The 20770-nt window shown below is 40.9% G+C and carries 15 protein-coding genes; 5 read left to right on the top strand and 10 right to left on the bottom strand.

The window, feature by feature from the left end; genetic code table 11:
* The first annotated feature begins 13 nt into the window (after positions 1-13).
* Complete coding sequence (gene dxs / locus HDEF_RS07160) at positions 14-1882, top strand: 1-deoxy-D-xylulose-5-phosphate synthase (protein WP_015873987.1); 1869 nt, start codon at positions 14-16, stop codon at positions 1880-1882.
* Between the two features lie 283 nt (positions 1883-2165).
* Here the strand turns inward: dxs and HDEF_RS07165 are convergent, their stop codons facing one another.
* The 10 genes from HDEF_RS07165 to uvrB form a co-directional block, all read right to left on the bottom strand.
* Positions 2166-4205: a hypothetical protein gene (locus tag HDEF_RS07165; protein WP_015873988.1), complete on the bottom strand. Its 2040-nt coding sequence runs from the start codon at positions 4203-4205 to the stop codon at positions 2166-2168.
* Positions 4206-4598: 393 nt separating this feature from the next.
* The gene (nuoM, locus tag HDEF_RS07170) at positions 4599-6101 is read right to left on the bottom strand and encodes an NADH-quinone oxidoreductase subunit M (protein ID WP_015873989.1); all 1503 of its coding nucleotides are present in this window, start codon (positions 6099-6101) and stop codon (positions 4599-4601) included.
* Between the two features lie 41 nt (positions 6102-6142).
* A complete protein-coding gene (gene nuoL, locus HDEF_RS07175; RefSeq protein ID WP_015873990.1) occupies positions 6143-8044 on the bottom strand; it encodes an NADH-quinone oxidoreductase subunit L in 1902 nt (633 codons plus the stop codon).
* On the bottom strand, positions 8041-8343 hold the full coding sequence (gene nuoK / locus HDEF_RS07180; RefSeq protein ID WP_015873991.1) for an NADH-quinone oxidoreductase subunit NuoK: 303 nt from the start codon (positions 8341-8343) through the stop codon (positions 8041-8043). The genes nuoL and nuoK overlap by 4 nt, the downstream gene beginning before the upstream one ends.
* A gap of 143 nt (positions 8344-8486) precedes the next feature.
* Complete coding sequence (gene nuoJ / locus HDEF_RS07185; RefSeq protein WP_015873992.1) at positions 8487-9053, bottom strand: NADH-quinone oxidoreductase subunit J; 567 nt, start codon at positions 9051-9053, stop codon at positions 8487-8489.
* A 122-nt stretch (positions 9054-9175) separates the two neighbouring features.
* On the bottom strand, positions 9176-9718 hold the full coding sequence (nuoI, locus tag HDEF_RS07190; protein WP_015873993.1) for an NADH-quinone oxidoreductase subunit NuoI: 543 nt from the start codon (positions 9716-9718) through the stop codon (positions 9176-9178).
* Between the two features lie 74 nt (positions 9719-9792).
* Positions 9793-10746 carry an NADH-quinone oxidoreductase subunit NuoH gene (gene nuoH / locus HDEF_RS07195; RefSeq protein ID WP_044612548.1) on the bottom strand — a complete coding sequence of 318 codons (954 nt, stop codon included), beginning with the start codon at positions 10744-10746 and terminating at the stop codon, positions 9793-9795.
* A 20-nt stretch (positions 10747-10766) separates the two neighbouring features.
* Entirely contained in the window at positions 10767-13499 is a 2733-nt protein-coding gene (nuoG, locus tag HDEF_RS07200; protein ID WP_015873995.1) for an NADH-quinone oxidoreductase subunit NuoG, read from the bottom strand.
* Between the two features lie 345 nt (positions 13500-13844).
* The gene (locus tag HDEF_RS07205; RefSeq protein ID WP_015873997.1) at positions 13845-14570 is read right to left on the bottom strand and encodes an amino acid ABC transporter ATP-binding protein; all 726 of its coding nucleotides are present in this window, start codon (positions 14568-14570) and stop codon (positions 13845-13847) included.
* 65 nt (positions 14571-14635) lie between these two features.
* Positions 14636-16651 (bottom strand): excinuclease ABC subunit UvrB, encoded by a 2016-nt coding sequence (gene uvrB / locus HDEF_RS07210; protein WP_015873998.1) that lies wholly within the window; start codon positions 16649-16651, stop codon positions 14636-14638.
* 199 nt (positions 16652-16850) lie between these two features.
* Between uvrB and dksA the strand changes: the two genes are divergently transcribed.
* The 4 genes from dksA (at position 16851) to HDEF_RS07230 (ending at position 20727) form a co-directional block, all read left to right on the top strand.
* The gene (dksA, locus tag HDEF_RS07215; protein ID WP_015873999.1) at positions 16851-17306 is read left to right on the top strand and encodes an RNA polymerase-binding protein DksA; all 456 of its coding nucleotides are present in this window, start codon (positions 16851-16853) and stop codon (positions 17304-17306) included.
* Positions 17307-17380: 74 nt separating this feature from the next.
* Positions 17381-18832, top strand: coding sequence for a polynucleotide adenylyltransferase PcnB (pcnB, locus tag HDEF_RS07220; RefSeq protein WP_086935007.1), 1452 nt, complete (start codon positions 17381-17383; stop codon positions 18830-18832).
* 12 nt (positions 18833-18844) lie between these two features.
* Complete coding sequence (gene folK / locus HDEF_RS07225) at positions 18845-19357, top strand: 2-amino-4-hydroxy-6-hydroxymethyldihydropteridine diphosphokinase (protein ID WP_015874001.1); 513 nt, start codon at positions 18845-18847, stop codon at positions 19355-19357.
* A gap of 224 nt (positions 19358-19581) precedes the next feature.
* On the top strand, positions 19582-20727 hold the full coding sequence (locus HDEF_RS07230) for an efflux RND transporter periplasmic adaptor subunit (RefSeq protein WP_015874002.1): 1146 nt from the start codon (positions 19582-19584) through the stop codon (positions 20725-20727).
* Positions 20728-20770 lie beyond the last annotated feature (43 nt).

Raw genomic sequence — 20770 nt, forward strand, 5'->3', positions numbered from 1 at the left:
GCATGAGTACTGAATGAATTTTAATAAAGAAAAATATCCCACCTTAGCATTAGCAGAAACGCCAGAGTCATTGCGTTTATTGCCTAAAGAATCTTTGCCAGAATTGTGCTCAGAATTACGATCATATTTACTGGACGCGGTGAGCCAGTCGAGTGGGCATTTTGCATCTGGGCTAGGTGTGATTGAGCTCACCCTGGCATTGCATTATGTTTACAAAACGCCCTTTGATCATTTGATATGGGATGTAGGCCATCAAGCCTATCCCCACAAAATATTAACAGGCAGACGAGATCAAATTGACCGCATTCGACAAAAAAATGGGTTACACCCTTTCCCATCTCGAGAAGAAAGTGATTACGATGTCCTTTCTGTGGGGCATTCTTCTACTTCTATCAGCGCCGGTTTAGGCTTAGCTGTCGCCGCAGAACGAGAAGGCTTAGGGCGAAAGATCATTTGCGTGATTGGAGATGGTGCCATCACAGCAGGAATGGCTTTTGAAGCCATGAATCATGCCGGTGAGCTCCACAGCGATATGTTGGTGATACTCAACGATAATGACATGTCTATCTCAGAAAATGTCGGGGGATTAAACAATCGCTTTGCGCAATTATTATCAGGCTCATTTTATACTCGCCTTCGTGAAAAAGGCAAAAAAGCGTTTTCCGCTGCACCACCTATTAAAGCGCTTTTAAAACGGACAGAAGAACACTTAAAAGGAATGGTGGTACCTAGTACTTTATTTGAAGAATTGGGCTTCAACTATATCGGGCCTATTGATGGTCATCATATCTACACGCTGGTCCACATGCTTGAAAATATGCGCCATCTCAAAGGCCCTCAATTGCTGCATGTCGTGACAAAAAAAGGCAAAGGATATACACCTGCTGAAAAAGATCCGATTGCTTGGCATGCGGTTCCTCGATTTGATCCCCTGTCAGGGACTTTACCGAAAACGGTTGATTCGATACCGACCTATTCTAACATTTTTGGGGACTGGCTCTGTGATACCGCAGCCACTGACCCGCGATTAATGGCGATCACACCTGCTATGCGAGAAGGCTCTGGCATGGTGCGTTTTTCTCGAGAATATCCCAAACAGTACTTTGATGTCGCCATCGCTGAGCAACACGCGGTCACCTTCGCAGCGGGTTTAGCCATTGGAGGATACAAGCCCGTGGTCGCGATTTATTCCACTTTTTTACAACGTGCGTATGACCAGCTGATCCATGATGTAGCGATACAAAATTTGCCTGTGCTCTTTGCGATTGATCGAGCAGGGCTAGTAGGTGCAGATGGGCAAACACATCAAGGCGCCTTTGATCTCTCTTTCATGCGTTGTATCCCCAACATGGTGATCATGGCGCCCAGCGATGAAAATGAGTGTCGGCAAATGTTACACACTGGATATCTGCATCCTGGGCCTGCAGCGGTGCGTTATCCCCGAGGTCAAGGCACGGGAGTGGCTTTGCAACCTTTATTTCCTTTAACCATTGGTAAATCTGAAATCAAAATTCAAGGGGAAAAGATAGCCCTTTTGTGTTTTGGGACTTTACTGAGTGTGGCGAGGGAAGTGGCTATTCATCTCAATGCCACTTTGGTCGATATGCGATTTATCAAGCCTTTGGATACTGAGTTGATATTGGCGATGGCATCAAACCACAGTCTTTTAGTGACAATAGAAGAAAATGTGATCAAAGGTGGTGCAGGCAGTGCGGTGAATGAGTGCTTGATGTCTCACAAAAAAACAGTGATGCTTTTAAACATTGGTCTACCCGATCAATTTATCCCACAGGGGGAACAGAACGAAATGAGAGCGGCATATGGGTTAGACAGTCGGGGGATTCAAAAGCAAATTCAAGCCTATTGCGAATCTGAAATGTAAAAATCCGAATATCACCAGCAAAGATAAGGTTTTCTGGAAAGGATTTTTTGGCAGGAATCAGGTTAGTGAACCTTTTGTACCATGTCATAAAGAGCACTAAATGTGTGCCTGTCGACTACCGAATTGACGATAAAGACACCGGGAAAAACCAAAAAACCCTATTTTGGGGAGAAACTCAAGCTAAAAAAAGCCCCATCTAAGTGTTGGGGCTTTATCATTTATTTCTGCTTTTAAATAAAGTGCCGGTCATATTCGTCGTAAAAACACGACCGGATACATTTATTTAATTATTTGGAAAGATAATAGCTGAATTTTTAGATCCGTTTTGAACGGGTGAATGGTTGTTATAAATAACCCTTTCTTGAGAAACAAAACTACCAGAAGCATCTCTAATCAGAGATATGTTCTCAGTATCGCTTGGAGATCTCATTGATTTACTGGATCGGAAGAAAGAAGCAGGTATTTTATGTTCATAAGAATAAGCTGATTGAGGTGGGTCTTGATTTCTCAAATCACCATAACGAATACCATTTATAGGTGAGTAAAACCTGCGATCAGTAATTTTTTCATATGTATATTTTTCTACAAATTCTATCAAGTATTCTCGCAACCTCTCTGCTCCTATTTTGTCTCTAATTTTATTCATTCGTGCTTCTAAAAACTCATTTGGTGAATGATTGTTTTTATTAATTTCTTCCACCCAAAAATTTATTGCTGTTCTGCTAGATTTTTGATCCAAAAGCGCAAGCATTACTTTTTGTAGTAATGAATCTTTCTTCATAAAATTGATTAACTTGTTATATTCAAAATTTTTGATTTTTTGCATCCATTGATAATCATTAGTCTCTTTCAAAATAAAAGGAGTTCCTTCTTTTTTAATTTTTGACAAATCATAAATATAATCTCCAAAGGCTCCCAGAATCGTGTTTTGAAGATTTTTATTCTTGGTAACATGAGAAGCTAAAGATTGAGCAAAAACTTTTGTTATAGCATTCATGTCAATTGGTCTTAAAAGAGAATTATCTGTATCACTTTGCGATGTACCAGATCTGGCATTGACACGCATATCATAGACATGACTATCTGAATCATTTTCATTGCTCCCGATGGATTTTTGAAGATCAGAGACGTCCTGAGAAATAAATAAATTAAATGTAGCATCCAGATCTGGTCTTAGATTTAATTTTACGAATGTCTCGACAACTTTTTTTAATGCATCAGAAATATTTTTTTGAGAAAGAAAAGTATCATTGAAGTGATTTTTCGTATGAAGCTTAACGTCTATTTTTTTACCATCTTTTAGATCAAAGCTAAAGGTCTTTTTCAGATAGAAAGTGTTTTCTTGTTGAGTAGGTAATGAAACTTGAGGAGGTATTATTTCTTCAGTTTTTTGATGTATTGGTTCTTTGATATCAGATTTTTCAGGTTTCTCAAAATGAAACGTTGATGGGTCTGGTTCTGTGTATATCTGTAATCCATAATGACTACTTACGAACTCCGCTTTTGATTCTTCTCTCTCTATAAATTTATCAAATATGTGAGATTCGTTGTTTTTTTTGAGTTTTTGGCTAAGATCCTCGATATCTTGATTAAAAACTTTTTCCAATTCTTTTAATGAAGTATTTTGATTAATTAAGTTTGACCATTTTTTTATTAAATTTAAATTAGGAGAATTTTCATCAATAAAATAAATCAGAGCGGATTTGATTGATGGATGTTTTTTAACAAGATCTGTGTCCTTGATAATTTCTGCGAAGCCTTTGCCTTTAATTTCTTTGACGATCTTATCGTCGATCATAATAGGTTTATAATCTTTAGATTTTGATAAATCATAAATATAATTGGCGATACCATCCATAATCGTGTCTAGAATTGGATTTTCAAAATTTTTCTGATCAGCCCAATGACAAATCAAAGCCTGAGCAAAAACTGCTTTTATCCTATCGGGTTGTTCGCTTTCAGTGTGGTAATAAGTATTGACATGCATATTATAATTTTCTTTAACACTTTTCTTGCTTTGGTTAATGAATTGTTTATCATCATTGTAGTTTTTAGAAATAAATAAATTAAAAGTAGCCGGCCTGTTTTTTATTGTTATTTCCTCAAATTTCTCTTCGACAGTCAATAAAATCTCTCTAAACGCTTCCTTAAAAGCATTTTCACTCATTCTATTAAAGATGTTTTTATTTTTTTTCCCATAAAGATTAATTGTAAATTCCTTGTTTTTACCCAGCTTAAACGTTGCTTTTTGAGTAAATTCTTTGTTTTTTTCTTGAACAGAAGTGCTTCTACGTCTCGATTTTCTTGTACCAAAATCTAACATAATTAATATTTCCCTTATTTTGAGTTGTTAAAGAATAATTTTTTAAAAAAATCCAGATTGATGGATCAATAAAAAATATCATTTTTCTGAATCAGAAAATTCAATTTTAATCATTTAAGCTTTCTCAGCATTTAATATTTTTTATCATTCTTTAATAAAGATTAATTTTAATTCTTATCTAAAAAAATTAAAGTGATTAGTGCTTAATATTTCTTAACTGGGTTTTTAATTTTCGTTGAGGAGATCAATTGGAATAATTTCTTTTTTTAACTTTTTTAAAAAAGTTATTTCAAGTTAGTTAACTAAAATTACTTTGTTAATAGGACATATGATTTTTTTATTTTAGATTGCTGATTTTACTGTTAATTAAATATTAATGACCGATTTATTTTCTCAGAGATGAGAAATATCCAGAACGGGTTGTGGATAAAATCCTAACAGGACCAATAGCGTGAGTAAGAGCATCAGGATTAAGCCTTCTCTTGCTGTCATGGGTGAGAGGGGGCTTTTCGATTTAGGTGCACCATAAAAAGTACGTTGCATCATGATCAATGAATACACCGAAGCGAACACAAGTCCGAAAGTAGAGATGCTGGTGATCAGGGGCACGACTTCAAAGCTGCCAAATAAAATCATAAATTCCCCGATGAAATTGCCTGTGCCGGGCATTCCCAGGTTTGCAGCGGCAAAAAACAGAGAAATAGCAGGCAAATATTTGATGCGACCCCAAAGCCCGCCCATTTCACGCATATCCCTCGTATGCAAACGCTCATAAAGCTGCCCGCAGATGATGAACATGCCAGCGGCAGAGAGCCCATGCGCAATCATTTGAATCACCGCGCCCTGATAGGCCAGTTGGCTCCCAGTATAAATGGCGATCAAAACAAATCCCATATGTGAAACACTGGTGTAAGCGATCAAACGTTTGATGTCCGTTTGGCTAAACGCCATCCATGCACCGTAAAAAATGCCAAAAATGCCAAGCCAGTAAGCGATTGGGGCAAATTCATGTGAGGCATGTGGAAATAAAGGTAAAGAAAAACGCAAAAGGCCATAAGCGGCAGTTTTCAATAAAATGCCGGCCAAATCGACTGAGCCTGCCGTAGGCGCTTGACTATGTGCATCGGGTAACCAGCCGTGTAAGGGAACGACAGGCATTTTGACCGCAAAGGCAATAAAAAATCCCAACATCAAGAGATATTCGACCTGATGAGACATGGGCGTATTTAATAAATTCTCATAATTAAAGGTGATCTCTCCCGTGGCCCGATAATGCAGAAGAACTAATCCTAAAATAGCGATCAACATGATTAAGCCGCTGGCTTGAGTGTAAATAAAAAATTTCGTGGCCGCACTGATGCGGGTTTTTCCATCTGACGCTTTATGTCCCCATAAGGCAATTAAAAAGTACATGGGAACCAACATCATTTCCCAGAAAAAGAAGAATAAAAAAAGATCAATAGCCAGGAAGACGCCGATGACGCCACCTAAAATCCAGAGCAAATTGAGATAAAAAAATCCTTGATTTTTTTTGACTTCTTGCCATGAGCAAAGAACGGCTAAAGTGCCTAATAAAACAGTCAATCCCAGCATTAAGAAGGATAATCCATCCAATCCCAGGTGAAATTCAATGCCTAAGCTCGGAATCCAGGGTAATACAAATTCTGCCCGCCATTCGGGAAACATTTTGATGGGGGCTAAAAAAGCGGAATGAGAGTTGCCCCATCCTTGCCAATAGATTTGAAAAATCAGTAATAAGCTGACGCCCATAGTGATTAAAGCTGTCCAGACGGGCACAAATGAGCCAAAACGCTCTAGCTGCCAGCAGAGCAATCCCCCTAAAAAAGGGATAAAAATAAGCCAAGGCAATAAGGTAGCAGTAGCGGGTGCGAGCATGGCGTTTTACGTTCCTAGTTAAAAAAATTCAGTCAATTTTATTAATTCATCAACAACAGCGTTAATATCAAGACAGCACCGGCGCCCATAGAGGCTAGGTACCAACGTATCTGCCCATTTTCACTCAAAGAAAAGAGGCGATTTCCCCAGAGGCACAAAAGCGATAAAAAATTCATGCTGGTATTGAGGGGATCGCTTTGTAAACAGCGTGCAATCCATAAATAAGGTTTTACAAATACGCGATCATAAAGACGGTCAAATCCCCACGCGTTGAACCATAAGGCGCTCAAAAAAGTCCCGATAGAGGTTTTTTGGCACCGTTGAGCCCAGTGTCTATCCCCTGAATACAAAAAGCTCGCCAGTAAAATACCTGTTATCACAATCAGCCCTGAGCAAAATGCCAGGATCGTTTTGCCGGTTTCAAGTGCATGGTTTTCTGGTAAAACCCCCGCCAAAGGAGGCATAATTAACGCCCCTATAAACGTAGAGAGTATTAACAACACCCAGAGTGGCACATGATGAGATATTTCTCTGGGAGCGGCTTTATAAGGAGGATGTTCTGGAGGCGCACCGTGAAAAACAATCAAAATCATGCGGAAAGTGTAAACCGCCGTCAAAAAAGCCCCAACCAAACCAGCGATCATCAGCTCTATATTGTTATGAAGCCATGCTCCCCATAAAATCTCGTCTTTACTGTAAAAACCCGCTGTGATGACGGGCAACGCCGCCAAAGCTGAACCGCCGACCAAAAAACACAGATAAAGGAATGGCAGTGGTTTACGGAGACCCCCCATGTTAAAGATGTTTTGTTCATAATGGCAGGCGAGGATCACAGAGCCAGCAGAAAGAAATAAAAGCGCTTTAAAGAAAGCATGGGTCATCAGGTGGAAAATCGCAGCATCCCAGGCTTGGACACCTAAGGCCAGAAACATGTAGCCAATTTGACTCATGGTTGAATAGGCCAATATTCTCTTAATATCCGTTTGTACAAGCGCCGCAAAGCCTGCTAACAGCAACGTGATTGCTCCGATGATGCCTGCCCAGTGCAATATCTCTGGCGCCATCAAAAATAAGCCATGCGTGCGAGCAATTAAATAAACGCCTGCAGTGACCATGGTCGCAGCATGAATTAGGGCAGAAACGGGTGTCGGGCCCGCCATCGCATCTGCCAGCCAAGTTTGAAGTGGCAATTGGGCCGATTTACCAACAGCGCCGCCCAATAACATCAATGTGGCCCAGGTGATGGCATCAGAGCCCACCGCCAAGTGTGTAGGTGCCAGGATCATCAGCTCACGAATATTTAAGGTCCCGAGCTGTTGATAGAGAATAAACAGCCCCAAAGCCAAAAATACATCGCCTATCCTGGTGATGACAAAGGCTTTCATCGCGGCCGCACCATTGGCAGGATGAGTGTAATAAAAGCCGATCAGCAAGTAGCTGCATAAACCAACGCCTTCCCAACCGAGATACATCAACAGGAGGTTGTCCGCTAATACCAGGACTACCATGCTGGCAATAAATAAATTGGTATAAGCAAAAAAACGGGCGTAACCCACTTTAGCCTGCTCTTTTTCATCGTGAGAGCTGTGTTTTGCACGCATATACCAGGAGGCATACAGGTGAATTAAAAAACCGACGCCTATGACCACAGAAAGCATGGTTAGGGAGAGGCCGTCTAACATCAGAGTTATTGGAATATGAAAATAATCGGTCGATATCCACTGCCACAGAGTTTGTTCAAAGAAAAAAGGCCTATCTGGTGACGATAAAGCGTTTTTTTGAGTGATAAAATTAACGCCAACATAGAGTGTTGTTAAAGCGGATAAGCCAATCGCTCCTACACCAATCAGTGCCGCTTTGTTTTCAGACCAGTTTCTTCCAAAAAAAGCCAGCAGCAAAAATCCCAATAAGGGAAAAAACAGTGTTAAAAAAAGTAAGTTCATCCGCGCATCTCGCTCAAAATATCAATGTTGAGTGTGTGATGGCGTCGATACAGTTGTAAAAGCAACGCCAATCCAATACTGGCTTCTGCTGCAGCCAAAGTGATTGCCAATAGATAGAAAATTTGTCCATCGGGGTGCCCCCAATGGCTGCCAGCGACCACCCAGGCCAGCGCAGCTGAATTGATCATGACTTCAAGGCTGATCAGCATAAAAATTAAATTACGGCGTATGAGCAGCCCTGTCAGTCCTAATGTAAACAAAATAGCGGCCAAAATTAGCCCGTGTTGCATAGGAATCATGCTGTTTTCTCCAATCATTTATTAGATCTGATACAAAATCGATGAAGGGCTCTGATTTCTGTGTTGCCCATTTTTTATCAAACAGTATCAGAGGATACCCATTGGGTTTTTAAGAGATATCTATTTTGTGTTGATCTATTTTTTTAAATGGTTTTTGACAGATCATTTTTTGATATTTTTTCCCCAAAAGACGTGGGCCTCTTTTTTTCTTCGAGTCTTTTTTTATTTTCTTTTCCTAAATGAAAAGCCACTACCAAACCAGCCAATAGCAGCATGGAGGCCAGTTCTACAGCAAGAATATAAGCGCTGAATAGGTGCACTCCGATGGATTTTGCGCTCACCCATGTTCCTATCATGCTTTCTCCTGAAAGCCCATGAAATCCTTTAAGCAACGCTAAGAGCAATAGGGAACAGAGCAAGCTGGGCCCCACCCAAAAAACCGGTTTTAACCCTACGCGTTCTTGTTTTTCTTCGGATTGTCCTAAATTGAGCATCATGACCACAAAGACAAAAAGCACCATAATGGCTCCGGCATACACGATAATTTCTAACGCCCCTGCCAAGTAAGCCCCTAGAGAGAAAAACACAACAGAAATCGCTAATAATGAAATGATGAGGTACAAAAGCGAGTGGATGGCATTGGTATGAAAAATAACCCGAACAGTAGCTAAGACAGACACCAACGCAGCGGTATAAAAAGAAAATTCCAATGTCACGATCTCCAACTTTAAATGAATAAGAGCCACAAAAGATTTTTAAAAAAGATGACAATAAATCGGCATTTTAAACTCATTTTTGATCACGATTAGCCGATATGATTCAGAAAAAAGCTTTATGGCATTAAGCTTTTCACATCAATTGGCTTGTCTTCATTCTCAGCATCGCCTTTTTGTTTGCCTTCTATTTCCATACCCGAGACACGATAAAAATTGTATTGAGGGTATTTTCCAGGGCCGCTGATCAATAGGTCTTCTTTTTCATAAACAAGGTCTTGGCGTTTAAATTCTCCCATTTCAAAATCAGGCGTTAATTGAATGGCTGTAGTAGGGCAAGCTTCTTCACATAAACCGCAAAAAATACAACGAGAAAAGTTAATTCGAAAAAATTCGGGATACCATCGCCCATCTTTTTTTTCCGCTTTTTGTAATGAAATACACCCTACGGGACAGGCCACGGCACAGAGATTGCAGGCGACACAACGTTCTTCGCCATCAGGATCACGCGTGAGCACGATGCGCCCTCGATAACGGGGGGGTAAATAAACTGGTTTTTCAGGATACATCTGCGTTTCTCTTTTATGAAACGCATGCAAGCCTATCATCCACAAGCTTCGCAACTGAGTGGCAAGGCCTAATAAAAGTTTTTTAAAAGTCATGTTGTTCCCTTTCTGAAATAATTTCAGAGGTCAAACCCAGCGCCTGAGAGAAGATAGGCGTTGAAAACAGGCGGTTAAGAGCCTTTTGATAAAATGACCGCCGCAGTGACCAGCAAGTTCAATAGTGTTAATGGCAGACATATTGTCCAGCCAAAAGACATCACTTGATCATAACGAGGACGAGGTAAAGACGCTCGAATTAAAATAAACATCATCATAAAAAAACCGGTTTTCAGAGCAAACCAAATGACGGGCGGTAACCAGGAGCCGTACCATCCTCCAAAAAATAATGTCACTATGAGTGCTGAGACAGTCACAATGCCGATGTATTCACCGACAAAAAACAATCCAAATTTCATGCCAGAATATTCAATATGATAACCATCGGCCAGCTCTTGCTCTGCTTCTGGTTGATCGAAGGGATGTCGATGGCAAACCGCCACCGCCGCGATCAAAAAGGTGATAAAACCAAAAAATTGAGGGATGACGTTCCAAAGGTGGGCTTGTGAATGAACGATATCACGTAGGTTGAAAGAACCGGCTTGAGCCACAACCCCCATCAGCGCTAATCCAATAAAAACTTCGTAGCTTAAGGTTTGTGCAGAAGCGCGCATCGCGCCCAATAGAGCATATTTATTGTTGCTGGACCAGCCGGCAAATAAAACGGCATACACCGCTAAACCGGCCATCATTAAAAAGAAGAGTATACCGATATTGAGATCAGCGACCCCCCAGGTCGGGCTAACAGGCACAATAGCAAAGGCCAACAGCAAGGAAGTGAAAGCAATCATAGGCGCCAGAGTAAAAATGACTTTGTCAGAGAAGGGGGGGGTCCAGTCTTCTTTAAAGAACATTTTCAGCATGTCTGCGACGAGTTGAAGTGATCCGCCCCAACCCACTCTGTTTGGCCCGTAGCGATTTTGAAATAAACCCAGCAGTCGGCGTTCAGCAAAACTCATAAAGGCCCCGCAAAAAACCACGACAACCAAAATCAAGACCGCTTTTAAGACTTCGATCAAAATAGGCATAAACTCAAACGCGGATTCACTCACAAGGACACCTCACGTAACTGTTCAATAGAGCAGCCCACCCAAAAAGGGGGGATACCTGGTAAACCAAGCGGTAGACCGATTTGACCTGGGGAAAGGTGATGACTTAAAAGCAACGGCAAACGAAGTGTTTGACCGGCACAGATGAATTCCATTTCCTGATCGGCGTGTAAACCCAGTTCTCTGGCTTCTTCTCTATTAAGGACGAAGTAGGGATCAGGCATTCTTTTCTGAATGACTTCTGCACGCTGAGACAGTTCTTCACTCCCAAACAAGTGGTAATAAGGTGCCACCACCCAAGAGGTACTGTCCCTCTGAAAAATCTGGGGGATTGTGTCAAAATATGGCAATCTTCCATTAGAAGATTGAATCAAACGTACCCCTGGATCGCCAAAACGAAGGTGTCCACCGACTTCTGCCTGAAATTTATTCCAAGCTTGAGGAGAGTTCCAACCTGGTGCCCAGGCGAAGGGGATTTGTTGGCGATCGGCAAAAGGGCTGTTGTTCCCTTCCATAGAAAAAGCAAAGGGAGAATCCTGATCTTGGGGTTGACAAGGTTCATGCACGCTGATTTGTGCACGCTGAGCCGTGCGACCACTATAGCGATGAGGCGATCGGGCTAATTTTTGCCCATTGATACGAAAAGCCGCATTAGGGGCCGCTTCAGTAATGCCTTTGAATTGCGGTAATTCATCAACACAGTCTTGAATGATCTCATCTAGAGTACCGGCTGTTTTGACAGAATCTGCATCTGTTTTATGAAGCGCCCTGAGCCAATGCCAGCTCGCAAAGATGGCAGAGTGGTTTTGATTGTCGTAGTAAGAGGGGTCATAGACTTGAAAAAATCGTTGAGCACGGCCTTCCTGATTCACCAGAGTTCCATCGCTTTCAGCAAAGCTGCCGGCTGAGAAAATCAAATCCGCTTTTTCCATGATACCTGTATTCTGGTGGTCTAATACCATGAGAGATTTGACTTGTTTTAAGGCCAGATTGACGTTACCCGCCTGTGCATGGCGATACAGATCATTTTCTAAAACAATGGCTGTATCAGCCGAACCGTTCGTGAGTTCCTGTAGCCCTTGATCAAGCGATTTACCCCCCATCATGGTCAGCCCCATGCTATTGGCCGAAGAGGGCACATAGACTAGACCCACTTGCGCATTTTTTGCTTTCAAGGCCATCGCTACATTTGCGGATGCCTGAATCAGTACTTCGCTTCCTGAGCTGCAACCACTGATGATCAATGGTTTTTTAGCTTCAAATAAGGCTTTTACAATGATGTCTACCTTTGACTGAAGAGAAGGTGATAAGTCATCAATTGCTGGAGCACAAGGATCCAAACCGTGTGCTATCGCAAATCCGAGGCGCGCTTGATCTGCAACGGGGGCACAATAATTCCAGGCCGCGATATCATCCATTTTGGTCTGGTCAATATTAGTGATAAAAAGCGGATTTTTGGCATTTTGCCCGATGTTAAAGACTGCCGCAATTTGCCAATCCGACACTTTTTGTGCTTTTGCCATCGCTCTGGCTTTGCCTTTGAGAGCTTGGCGTATCGATAAAGCAATGCGAGCCGCGGTTTGTGTGAGATCTTCTCCTAAAATCAAGACAGCGTCATAACTTTCTATTTCACGCAGAGAGGGAGTGTATATGCCCCCTTCTTTCAGAATTTTCAGCATCCATTCTACCTGTCTTTGCTCTGATTCAGCCATGCCGGTATAAAAATTTTCAGCACCTACCAATTGCCTTAAGGCAAAGTTGCTCTCCAAGCTGGCGCGAGCGGAACCAATACCGATGACTTTTTTAGAGGCTTTGATGATCCCCTGTGCCACTTGAATAGCCTGTTGCGCATTTAAAGTGATCCAGTCTTCTCCACGACGCTGTAAGGGTTGACGCAAACGATCTTTTCGATTGACGTAGCCATAGCCAAATCGCCCTCGATCACAAAGAAAATAATGATTTACACTGCCGTTATAGCGATTTTCAATACGACGTAACTCACCATAACGTTCGCCTGGGCTGGTATTGCAACCCACACTACATTGGTGACAGATGCTGGGCGCAAATTGCATATCCCATTTTCGGTTATAGCGTTCAGAGTGGGTTTGATCGGTAAATACCCCAGTAGGACAGACTTCTACGAGGTTACCCGAAAATTCGCTCTCTAAGGTGCCACTTTCTGGACGACCAAAATACAGGTTATCGTGCGCGCCATAAACACCGAAGTCTGTGCCATCCGCATAATCTTTGTAGTAACGCACACAGCGGTAGCAAGAGATGCAACGATTCATTTCATGCGCAATAAAGGGGCCGAGCTGCTGATTCTGGTGGGTACGTTTGTTGAAGCGATATCTTCGTGAGTTATGGCCGGTCATCACTGTCATATCCTGTAAATGACAGTGCCCCCCTTCTTCACATACGGGGCAATCATGAGGATGGTTGAGCATCAACCATTCGACCACACTGGCTCGAAATTGTTTCGCTTCTTCGTCTGCTATGGAGATGAATGTGCCCTCAATGGCGGGCGTCATGCACGACATCACCAGGCGTCCTCGAGTATCTTCGGCATTTTGATACTGTTTGACCGCGCATTGTCGGCAAGCCCCAACACTTCCCAAGGCCGGATGCCAGCAAAAATAAGGAATATCAAGACCTAAAGAAAGACAAGCCTGTAATAGGTTATCGCTTCCGTTGACTTCATATTCTTTACCATCAACATGTATTGTTGCCATATACGCCTGCTGTAGTGATCAATAAAATTTTGAGCTTGTGGCGAGACTCTTCAGAAACGGGCCTAAAATGCCTGTTGGCTTGTGAAGGTTCACTGAGGGTGAACATGTATCCCCCTAAATTTGTGTAGATCATAGTAGGTGTAAAACGAAGTTTCTTTTATGTCATTCGCATTTAAAAAAAATGCGCTTTTTATTTCAAATTCGTTTAATTTTTGCCTCTTCATTATAACCTCTTCTGAAATTTAAAAAAATCAGTGAGGATATTTTCTTGCAAAATAATAAAGAGCAGGTCTACAAAAAACGGCTACCGAAAAAACTATTGTTTTTTATCGATTTTGAAGAGAGTTAATGCAAAATCTTTGCAATAAAATCCCTCGCTCGTTCTGTTTTTGCTTGATGAAAAAAATCCTCTTTTAAGGTGTCTTCTAAAATTTTTCCTTCATCCATAAAAATCATTCTGTCTGCCACTTTACGAGCAAAACCCATTTCGTGAGTCACTACGATCATGGTCATGCCTTCATTGGCGAGTTGCACCATCACATCCAAGACTTCACTGATGTTCTCTGGATCTAAAGAAGAAGTCGGTTCGTCAAATAACATCGCCAGAGGATCCATACAAAGCGCCCGAGTAATGGCTACTCTCTGTTTTTGCCCCCCTGAAAGCTGGGGCGGAAACTTATCTGCTTGTGCCAAGAGCCCCACTTTTCCTAACATGAATAAGGCTTTTTCAATGGCAGAAGATTTATCCCGTTTTAATACTTTGATTTGAGCCAGTGTTAAATTTTCTGTAATTGATAAATGAGGGAACAGCTCAAAATGCTGAAAAACCATGCCTATTTGTATTCGTAGTAACGCCAGATGTGTTTTTTTGTCTTGAACTGAAATACCATTGACTTGAATATCCCCTTTTTGGATGGCTTCCAATCCATTGATGGTTTTAATTAAAGTGGATTTTCCTGATCCAGAAGGACCACAAATAACAACCACTTCTCCTTTTTTCACTTCTATAGAGCACTCTTTCAGCACAGGAAAACTACCATACCATTTAGAAACATTGCGTAAAGAAATCATTTTTTATCTTTTTTATTCCTTCAATATGACAAAATGTACAGTAAAAATGAGGTGCCTCACCAGGTTTATTGAGGCGCATTTAATAATAGGGTCAGTTGTTGAATTTCATCTCGTAGTTGCCCAGCTTTTTCAAACTCCATATTCTGCGCATGATCGTGCATTTTTTGTTCTAATTCATCAATCTTTTTCTTAATTGCTTTTGGGGAGAGGGCAGTATAGTTAGTGCTGTTTTCTTCAAGTGTTGTGGTACGTTTTCTCGCTTTCCCTTTGGTATAAGATTGGCCCAGCTCTAAAATATCCCGAATCTTTTTCTCTAATTTTTTTGGAACAATACCCTTTTCTTTATTGTAAGACTCTTGTTTTTTACGCCGACGTTCAGTTTCATCTATGGCTTTTTTCATTGAAACCGTGATTTTGTCACCATATAAAATGGCTTTGCCATTTAAATTCCGTGCAGCGCGGCCAATAGTTTGAATTAAAGAGCGCTCAGATCGCAAAAAACCTTCTTTATCTGCATCTAATATGGCCACCAAAGACACCTCAGGCATATCCAAACCTTCTCGCAACAGGTTAATGCCCACCAAAACATCAAATTCTCCTAGTCGTAAATCACGAATGATCTCAACACGCTCTACAGTATCGATATCTGAGTGTAAATAACGGACACGTTCCCCCTGTTCTGCTAAATATTCTGTTAAATCTTCTGCCATGCGTTTTGTTAATGTGGTCACCAGCACGCGCTCATCAATCACCACCCGCTGTCGAATTTCAGATAAAAGATCATCTACCTGGGTAGCCACGGGCCTGACTTCAATAACAGGATCCAGTAAGCCTGTTGGACGAACCACCTGTTCTATCAGCTCTCCCGCTGATTTTCCGAGTTCATAGGGGCCCGGAGTTGCCGAAATATAGATGGTTTGAGGTGCAAGCGATTCAAATTCCTCAAAACGCATGGGCCGATTATCTAAAGCAGAAGGCAAACGAAAGCCATATTCTACTAAGGTTTGTTTACGAGAACGGTCGCCTTTATACATACCACCGATTTGCGGAATGGTCACATGTGATTCATCAATTACCAATAGACCTTCTGAAGGAAGATAATCAAATAGGGTTGGAGGTGGTTCTCCGGCAGCACGACCCGAGAGATAACGTGAGTAATTTTCAATCCCAGAGCAGTAACCCAGCTCGTTCATCATTTCCAGATCAAATTGAGTACGCTGGGTTAGGCGCTGTTCTTCAACCAACTTGTTGTTCGCCAACAACTGTTCACGTCTTTGCGCCAGCTCAATTTTGATCTCTTCCATAGATTGTAAAATACGCGCCCTGGGCGTGACATAATGGGTTTTTGGGTAAACGGTGAAACGGGGAACCGTCTTCTGTATGTGCCCCGTTAAAGGAGCAAACAATGATAGGCGTTCTACTTCATCATCAAATAATTCGATCCTCACCGCAAAATCGCTTGATTCTGCTGGAAAAATATCAATATTCTCGCCTCTGACGCGAAAAGTCCCTCTCTGAAAAACCTGATCATTACGACTGTATTGTAATTCTGACAAACGCGCCAGGATGGCTCTTTGATCTATGATCATACCTTTTGTTAAATGAAGCATCATTTTCAGATACAGATCAGGATCACCCAAGCCGTAGATAGCAGAAACCGAAGCCACCACGATGACATCCTGACGTTCCAGAAGCGCTTTCGTGGCAGAAAGCCTCATTTGCTCAATATGTTCATTAACGGCGGCGTCTTTTTCGATAAAGGTGTCTGAACTGGGTACATAGGCTTCAGGTTGATAATAATCATAATAAGAAACGAAATATTCCACGGCATTTTCTGGAAAAAAATCTTTCATTTCACCATATAGCTGAGCAGCCAATGTTTTATTAGGTGCCAGGATCATCGTGGGCCGATTAAGATCGGCGATAACATTCGCGACCGTAAAAGTTTTTCCTGAACCTGTAACCCCCAATAACGTCTGATGCATTAAACCATTTTTTAATCCCTCTTTCAGTTGATGAATGGCTTCAGGTTGATCTCCAGAAGGTTTAAAATTTGAGTGTAATTTGAATGCTTTACGCATTTTATTGGCTTCCATGAAAAATGATTTAAAAAATCAATTTTAACTTAAATTTGATTTTTGTTTTCAGTCTCTCTTCAGACTTGAGATTGACTCTAAGATTATGGAGTAATTGCCAACTTATCTACCATCTGTTATTTATAGCGCCGCTCATTTTTCTGTATAAAGTTTAGGTGTTTTTTATAAATAGTAGGAGGATTACATGCAAGAACAGCAAAAACGTAAAACTTCGTCCTTGAGTCTTCTTAATATTGCTGGTGTGAAACCTTATAAAGAGAAACCCGGCGAAGAGTATATGAATAAAATACAACTCCAGCATTTCAAAACAATTCTGAATGCCTGGTACCATCAACTGAAAGATGAAGTCGGTCGTACTGTCTCTCATATGCAGGATGAGGCGGCCAATTTTCCTGATTTGGTTGATAGAGCGGCTCAAGAAGAAGGCTTTAGTCTTGAGTTACGTAATCGGGATAGAGAAAGAAAATTGCTCAAAAAAATCGAAAAAGTGCTCAGAAAAGTGGAGAAAAACGATTTTGGTTTCTGTGATTTATGTGGCGTAGAGATTGGAATCCGTCGCTTAGAAGCACGCCCTACCGCCGATATGTGTATTGATTGTAAAACCTTGGCTGAAATTCGTGAAAAACAGGGGATGGGCTAAAATAAGGCTCGTTTCTTCTTTTCAATCATGAGTTAAAAAAGCGTAAAATTTATTATCCATTTCTGAGGTGTCCTATTTTTAGTCGAGTCACTCATTTTTTTAATCAAATTTTTATTCGAAAGAATAAAAATAAAGGGTTTGATCAGGGGAAGAATTCAACAGGTTTCTCGAAGATCGTCACAAAAGAAGTTCAGAAAAAAAATGGGATGACCATTATACCTCGCAAAAAACATCCTATTTCTCGAAAAAATATCAGTGAAAATGCGCTGAAAGTACTCTATCGTTTAAATAAGGCGGGTTATGAGGCCTATTTGGTTGGAGGGGGAGTGCGTGATCTGTTATTGGGTAAAAAACCCAAGGATTTTGATATTACCACTAATGCCACGCCAGATCAGGTGCGTGAATTATTTCGAAATTGTCGATTAATTGGTCGGCGTTTCCGTTTGGCGCATATTATGTTCGGCACAGATACCATTGAGGTGGCCACTTTTCGAGGCCATCATGGGCTAAAATCTGCAAACCAAAACACTCATTCTTCTCAACGCGCACAAAATGGCATGTTACTTCGGGATAATATCTTTGGCTCTATTGAAGAAGACGCCCATCGTCGTGATTTTACTGTTAACAGTTTGTACTATGGGATAGCCGATTTTACATTACGTGATTACACAGGTGGCCTGAAAGATATCAAACAGGGGCTCATTCGTTTAATTGGTGATCCTGAAATACGTTATCCAGAAGATCCAGTGCGAATGCTAAGAGCCGTGCGCTTTTCAGCCAAGTTAGATATGGCTATCAGTTCTGAAACAGGAAAACCGATACCCCGCTTCGCTTTCCTATTAAAGGAAGTCCCCGGTGCACGATTATTTGAAGAATCATTGAAATTATTACAGTCCGGTCATGGATACAAAACTTATCTTAAGCTTTGTGAATATCAACTTTTTCCATTGTTATTTCCATTGATTGCTCGAAATCTGGCTCAAAAAAGCGATTCTTTTATGGAAAAGATCATCATTCAGGCGCTCAAAAATACCGATGAACGCTTGAAAAATAAATTAGGGATTCATCCCGCTTTTTTGTTCTCAGCCATGTTTTGGTATCCCTTCGTTGAAAGAACTCAAAATATAAAAAAAGAACACGGCAAATTGACCTATATTGAAACTTTTTCGATGGCGGCGGATGATATTTTGAATGAAATTTGTCGTTCTTTTGCGATTCCTAAACGTTTTACTATGGTGATGAAGGATATTTGGTTATTTCAAATTCGTTTCTCTCATTCTCAAAAACCCCGCGCATTCCAATTGACGGAACATCCTAAATTTCGCATTGCATATGATTTATTAGTTTTAAGAGCAGAAGTAGAAAATCAGCATAATCTTAAAAAAATTGCTCAGTGGTGGGCTGAGTTTCAAGCAGGTACAGTATTGCAAAAAGAATTGATGATAGATGCTCTCCAACAAGACTCAAGTCGTCGGAGCTCTCGTTCCAAAAGAACGCCTGATATTAAAACATTGAACACTGAGTAGAAGGTAAAAAATATGTCAAACACCCGGGTTTACATTGGTTTGGGGAGTAATTTATCAGAACCTGAAAAACAGATAAAAAGTGCAATAACCGCTTTAACTCGTTTATCTGATAGGCCTGATACGGTTAAAATTTCGTCGTTTTATCAAACAAAACCACTCGGTTCACAGGATCAGCCAAATTACTTAAACGCAGTGGTTTCACTCGATACCTCACTTTCTCCTGAGACACTTTTAGATCATACACAATTGATTGAACTGAACCATGGACGAATCAGAGAAAAAGATCGGTGGGGACCAAGAACAATGGATTTAGATATTTTATTGTATGGGGATCAAATCATCAGTACTCCGCGTTTGAGGGTTCCTCACTATGGGATAAAAGATCGTGTATTTGTACTTTATCCATTATCAGATATTGCTCCTGATCTGATCTTTCCTGATGGTGAATCTTTAGCTCAATGTTTAGCTAAATTGAGGCAAGAGGATTTATTGGATATTTGTGAATTGTCCTCGGGGCTGCCCTAAAACCTAATGTTTTGGGCAATACAGGCGGGGGCCACGCTTTTTCTCTCTTCATCAAAGGCTGATTTACATTTTTTCCTACATGTAAATAGTATTTCTATATATAATCTATTTTAAGAATAAATCATCTTTAATGATTACTTAATCAGATCTGTCATCAGAGCAAAATCTTAATAAAAGTAAATTTAATACAATTTGACTTTTATTTTCAGAAATTTGAGGTTTTTATGAATAAAAATAGAGAAATTTTAACTCTAGCAACGGTTTTTATGCTCTCAGTGAGTTTGCTGATGACAGGATGTGATAATAACAAACATCCTCCTAAACATACTCATCCACAAATGCCTGAAGTGGGTGTGATTATTTTGAAAGCGCAATCTCTTAATATGACTAGTGAGCTCCCTGGTCGTACATCTGCATTTCGAATTGTGGAAGTTCGGCCACAGGTTAACGGGATAATATTAAAACGACATTATGTAGAAGGCAGTGATGTCACTGAGGGTGCCCCATTATATGAAATCAATGCAGCCACTTATAAAGCAGCCTATGACAGTGCTCAGGGTGATTTAGCAAAAGCGCAAGCAAATGCCAAAATCGCCAGGCTCACCTTAAAACGCTATAAAAGTTTACATGGCAAGCATTACATTAGCCAACAAGATTACGATCAAGCATTACTCTCTTCGATGCGCGCCGATGCAGAGATTCTTAGCGCAAAAGCTGCCCTGGAAAAAGCAACCATTCATCTTTCATATACTAAAATTATCGCCCCTATGAGCGGTCGTAGTGGAAAGTCATCTGTGACGGAAGGTGCATTAGTAACAGACGCTCAAATCAATCCTTTAACTACCATTCAGCAGATTGATCCTATGTATGTCAATTTAACGCAATCGAGCGGGGATTTTTTACGTTTACAACAGGAACTAGCGAGTGGCCAATTAAAACATGAAAACGGAAAAACAAAGGTAAAGTTATTATTAGAAAGTGGCATTGAATATCCTGAAATAGGCACTTTAGAATTTTCAGATATTACAGTTAATCAAACGACGGGATCTATTACAATCCGAGCTGTTTTTCCTAATCCTCATAAATTGTTATTGCCTGGGATGTTTGTTCGTGCCCGTTTAGACGAAGGTATAAAAAGTGACGCTTTGTTGGTACCACAGCAGGGAGTGACTCGTGATCCAGAGGGTCAAGCAACCGCCATGGTGGTGGATAAAAACGATAAAGTAGAGCTACGTAAGCTCAAAACAGCGCAAGCGATCGGTCATCAATGGCTTGTGACTTCTGGTTTACAGCCAGGCGATCGCGTTATTGTCACCGGTTTACAAAAAATTGCCCAAGGGATGCAAGTCAAAGTGCAAGAAGAATCTTGATGTTTACTCTGCTTACAGTTTGTCTCACTAAAAACCTTAAAAG

Source organism: Candidatus Hamiltonella defensa 5AT (Acyrthosiphon pisum), from assembly GCF_000021705.1.
GTDB classification, from domain to species: Bacteria; Pseudomonadota; Gammaproteobacteria; order Enterobacterales; family Enterobacteriaceae; genus Hamiltonella; species Hamiltonella defendens.

Excerpts from the sequence above, each read along its gene's own strand:
- nuoH (WP_044612548.1), bottom strand. The coding sequence starts at position 10,746 with ATGCCTATTTTGATCGAAGTCTTAAAAGCGGTCTTGATTTTGGTTGTC.
- nuoG (WP_015873995.1), bottom strand. The coding sequence starts at position 13,499 with ATGGCAACAATACATGTTGATGGTAAAGAATATGAAGTCAACGGAAGC.
- HDEF_RS07165 (WP_015873988.1), bottom strand. The coding sequence starts at position 4,205 with ATGTTAGATTTTGGTACAAGAAAATCGAGACGTAGAAGCACTTCTGTT.
- HDEF_RS07230 (WP_015874002.1), top strand. The coding sequence starts at position 19,582 with ATGAATAAAAATAGAGAAATTTTAACTCTAGCAACGGTTTTTATGCTC.
- dxs (WP_015873987.1), top strand. The coding sequence starts at position 14 with ATGAATTTTAATAAAGAAAAATATCCCACCTTAGCATTAGCAGAAACG.
- nuoL (WP_015873990.1), bottom strand. The coding sequence starts at position 8,044 with ATGAACTTACTTTTTTTAACACTGTTTTTTCCCTTATTGGGATTTTTG.
- nuoI (WP_015873993.1), bottom strand. The coding sequence starts at position 9,718 with ATGACTTTTAAAAAACTTTTATTAGGCCTTGCCACTCAGTTGCGAAGC.
- folK (WP_015874001.1), top strand. The coding sequence starts at position 18,845 with ATGTCAAACACCCGGGTTTACATTGGTTTGGGGAGTAATTTATCAGAA.
- uvrB (WP_015873998.1), bottom strand. The coding sequence starts at position 16,651 with ATGCGTAAAGCATTCAAATTACACTCAAATTTTAAACCTTCTGGAGAT.
- nuoM (WP_015873989.1), bottom strand. The coding sequence starts at position 6,101 with ATGCTCGCACCCGCTACTGCTACCTTATTGCCTTGGCTTATTTTTATC.
- nuoK (WP_015873991.1), bottom strand. The coding sequence starts at position 8,343 with ATGATTCCTATGCAACACGGGCTAATTTTGGCCGCTATTTTGTTTACA.
- dksA (WP_015873999.1), top strand. The coding sequence starts at position 16,851 with ATGCAAGAACAGCAAAAACGTAAAACTTCGTCCTTGAGTCTTCTTAAT.
- HDEF_RS07205 (WP_015873997.1), bottom strand. The coding sequence starts at position 14,570 with ATGATTTCTTTACGCAATGTTTCTAAATGGTATGGTAGTTTTCCTGTG.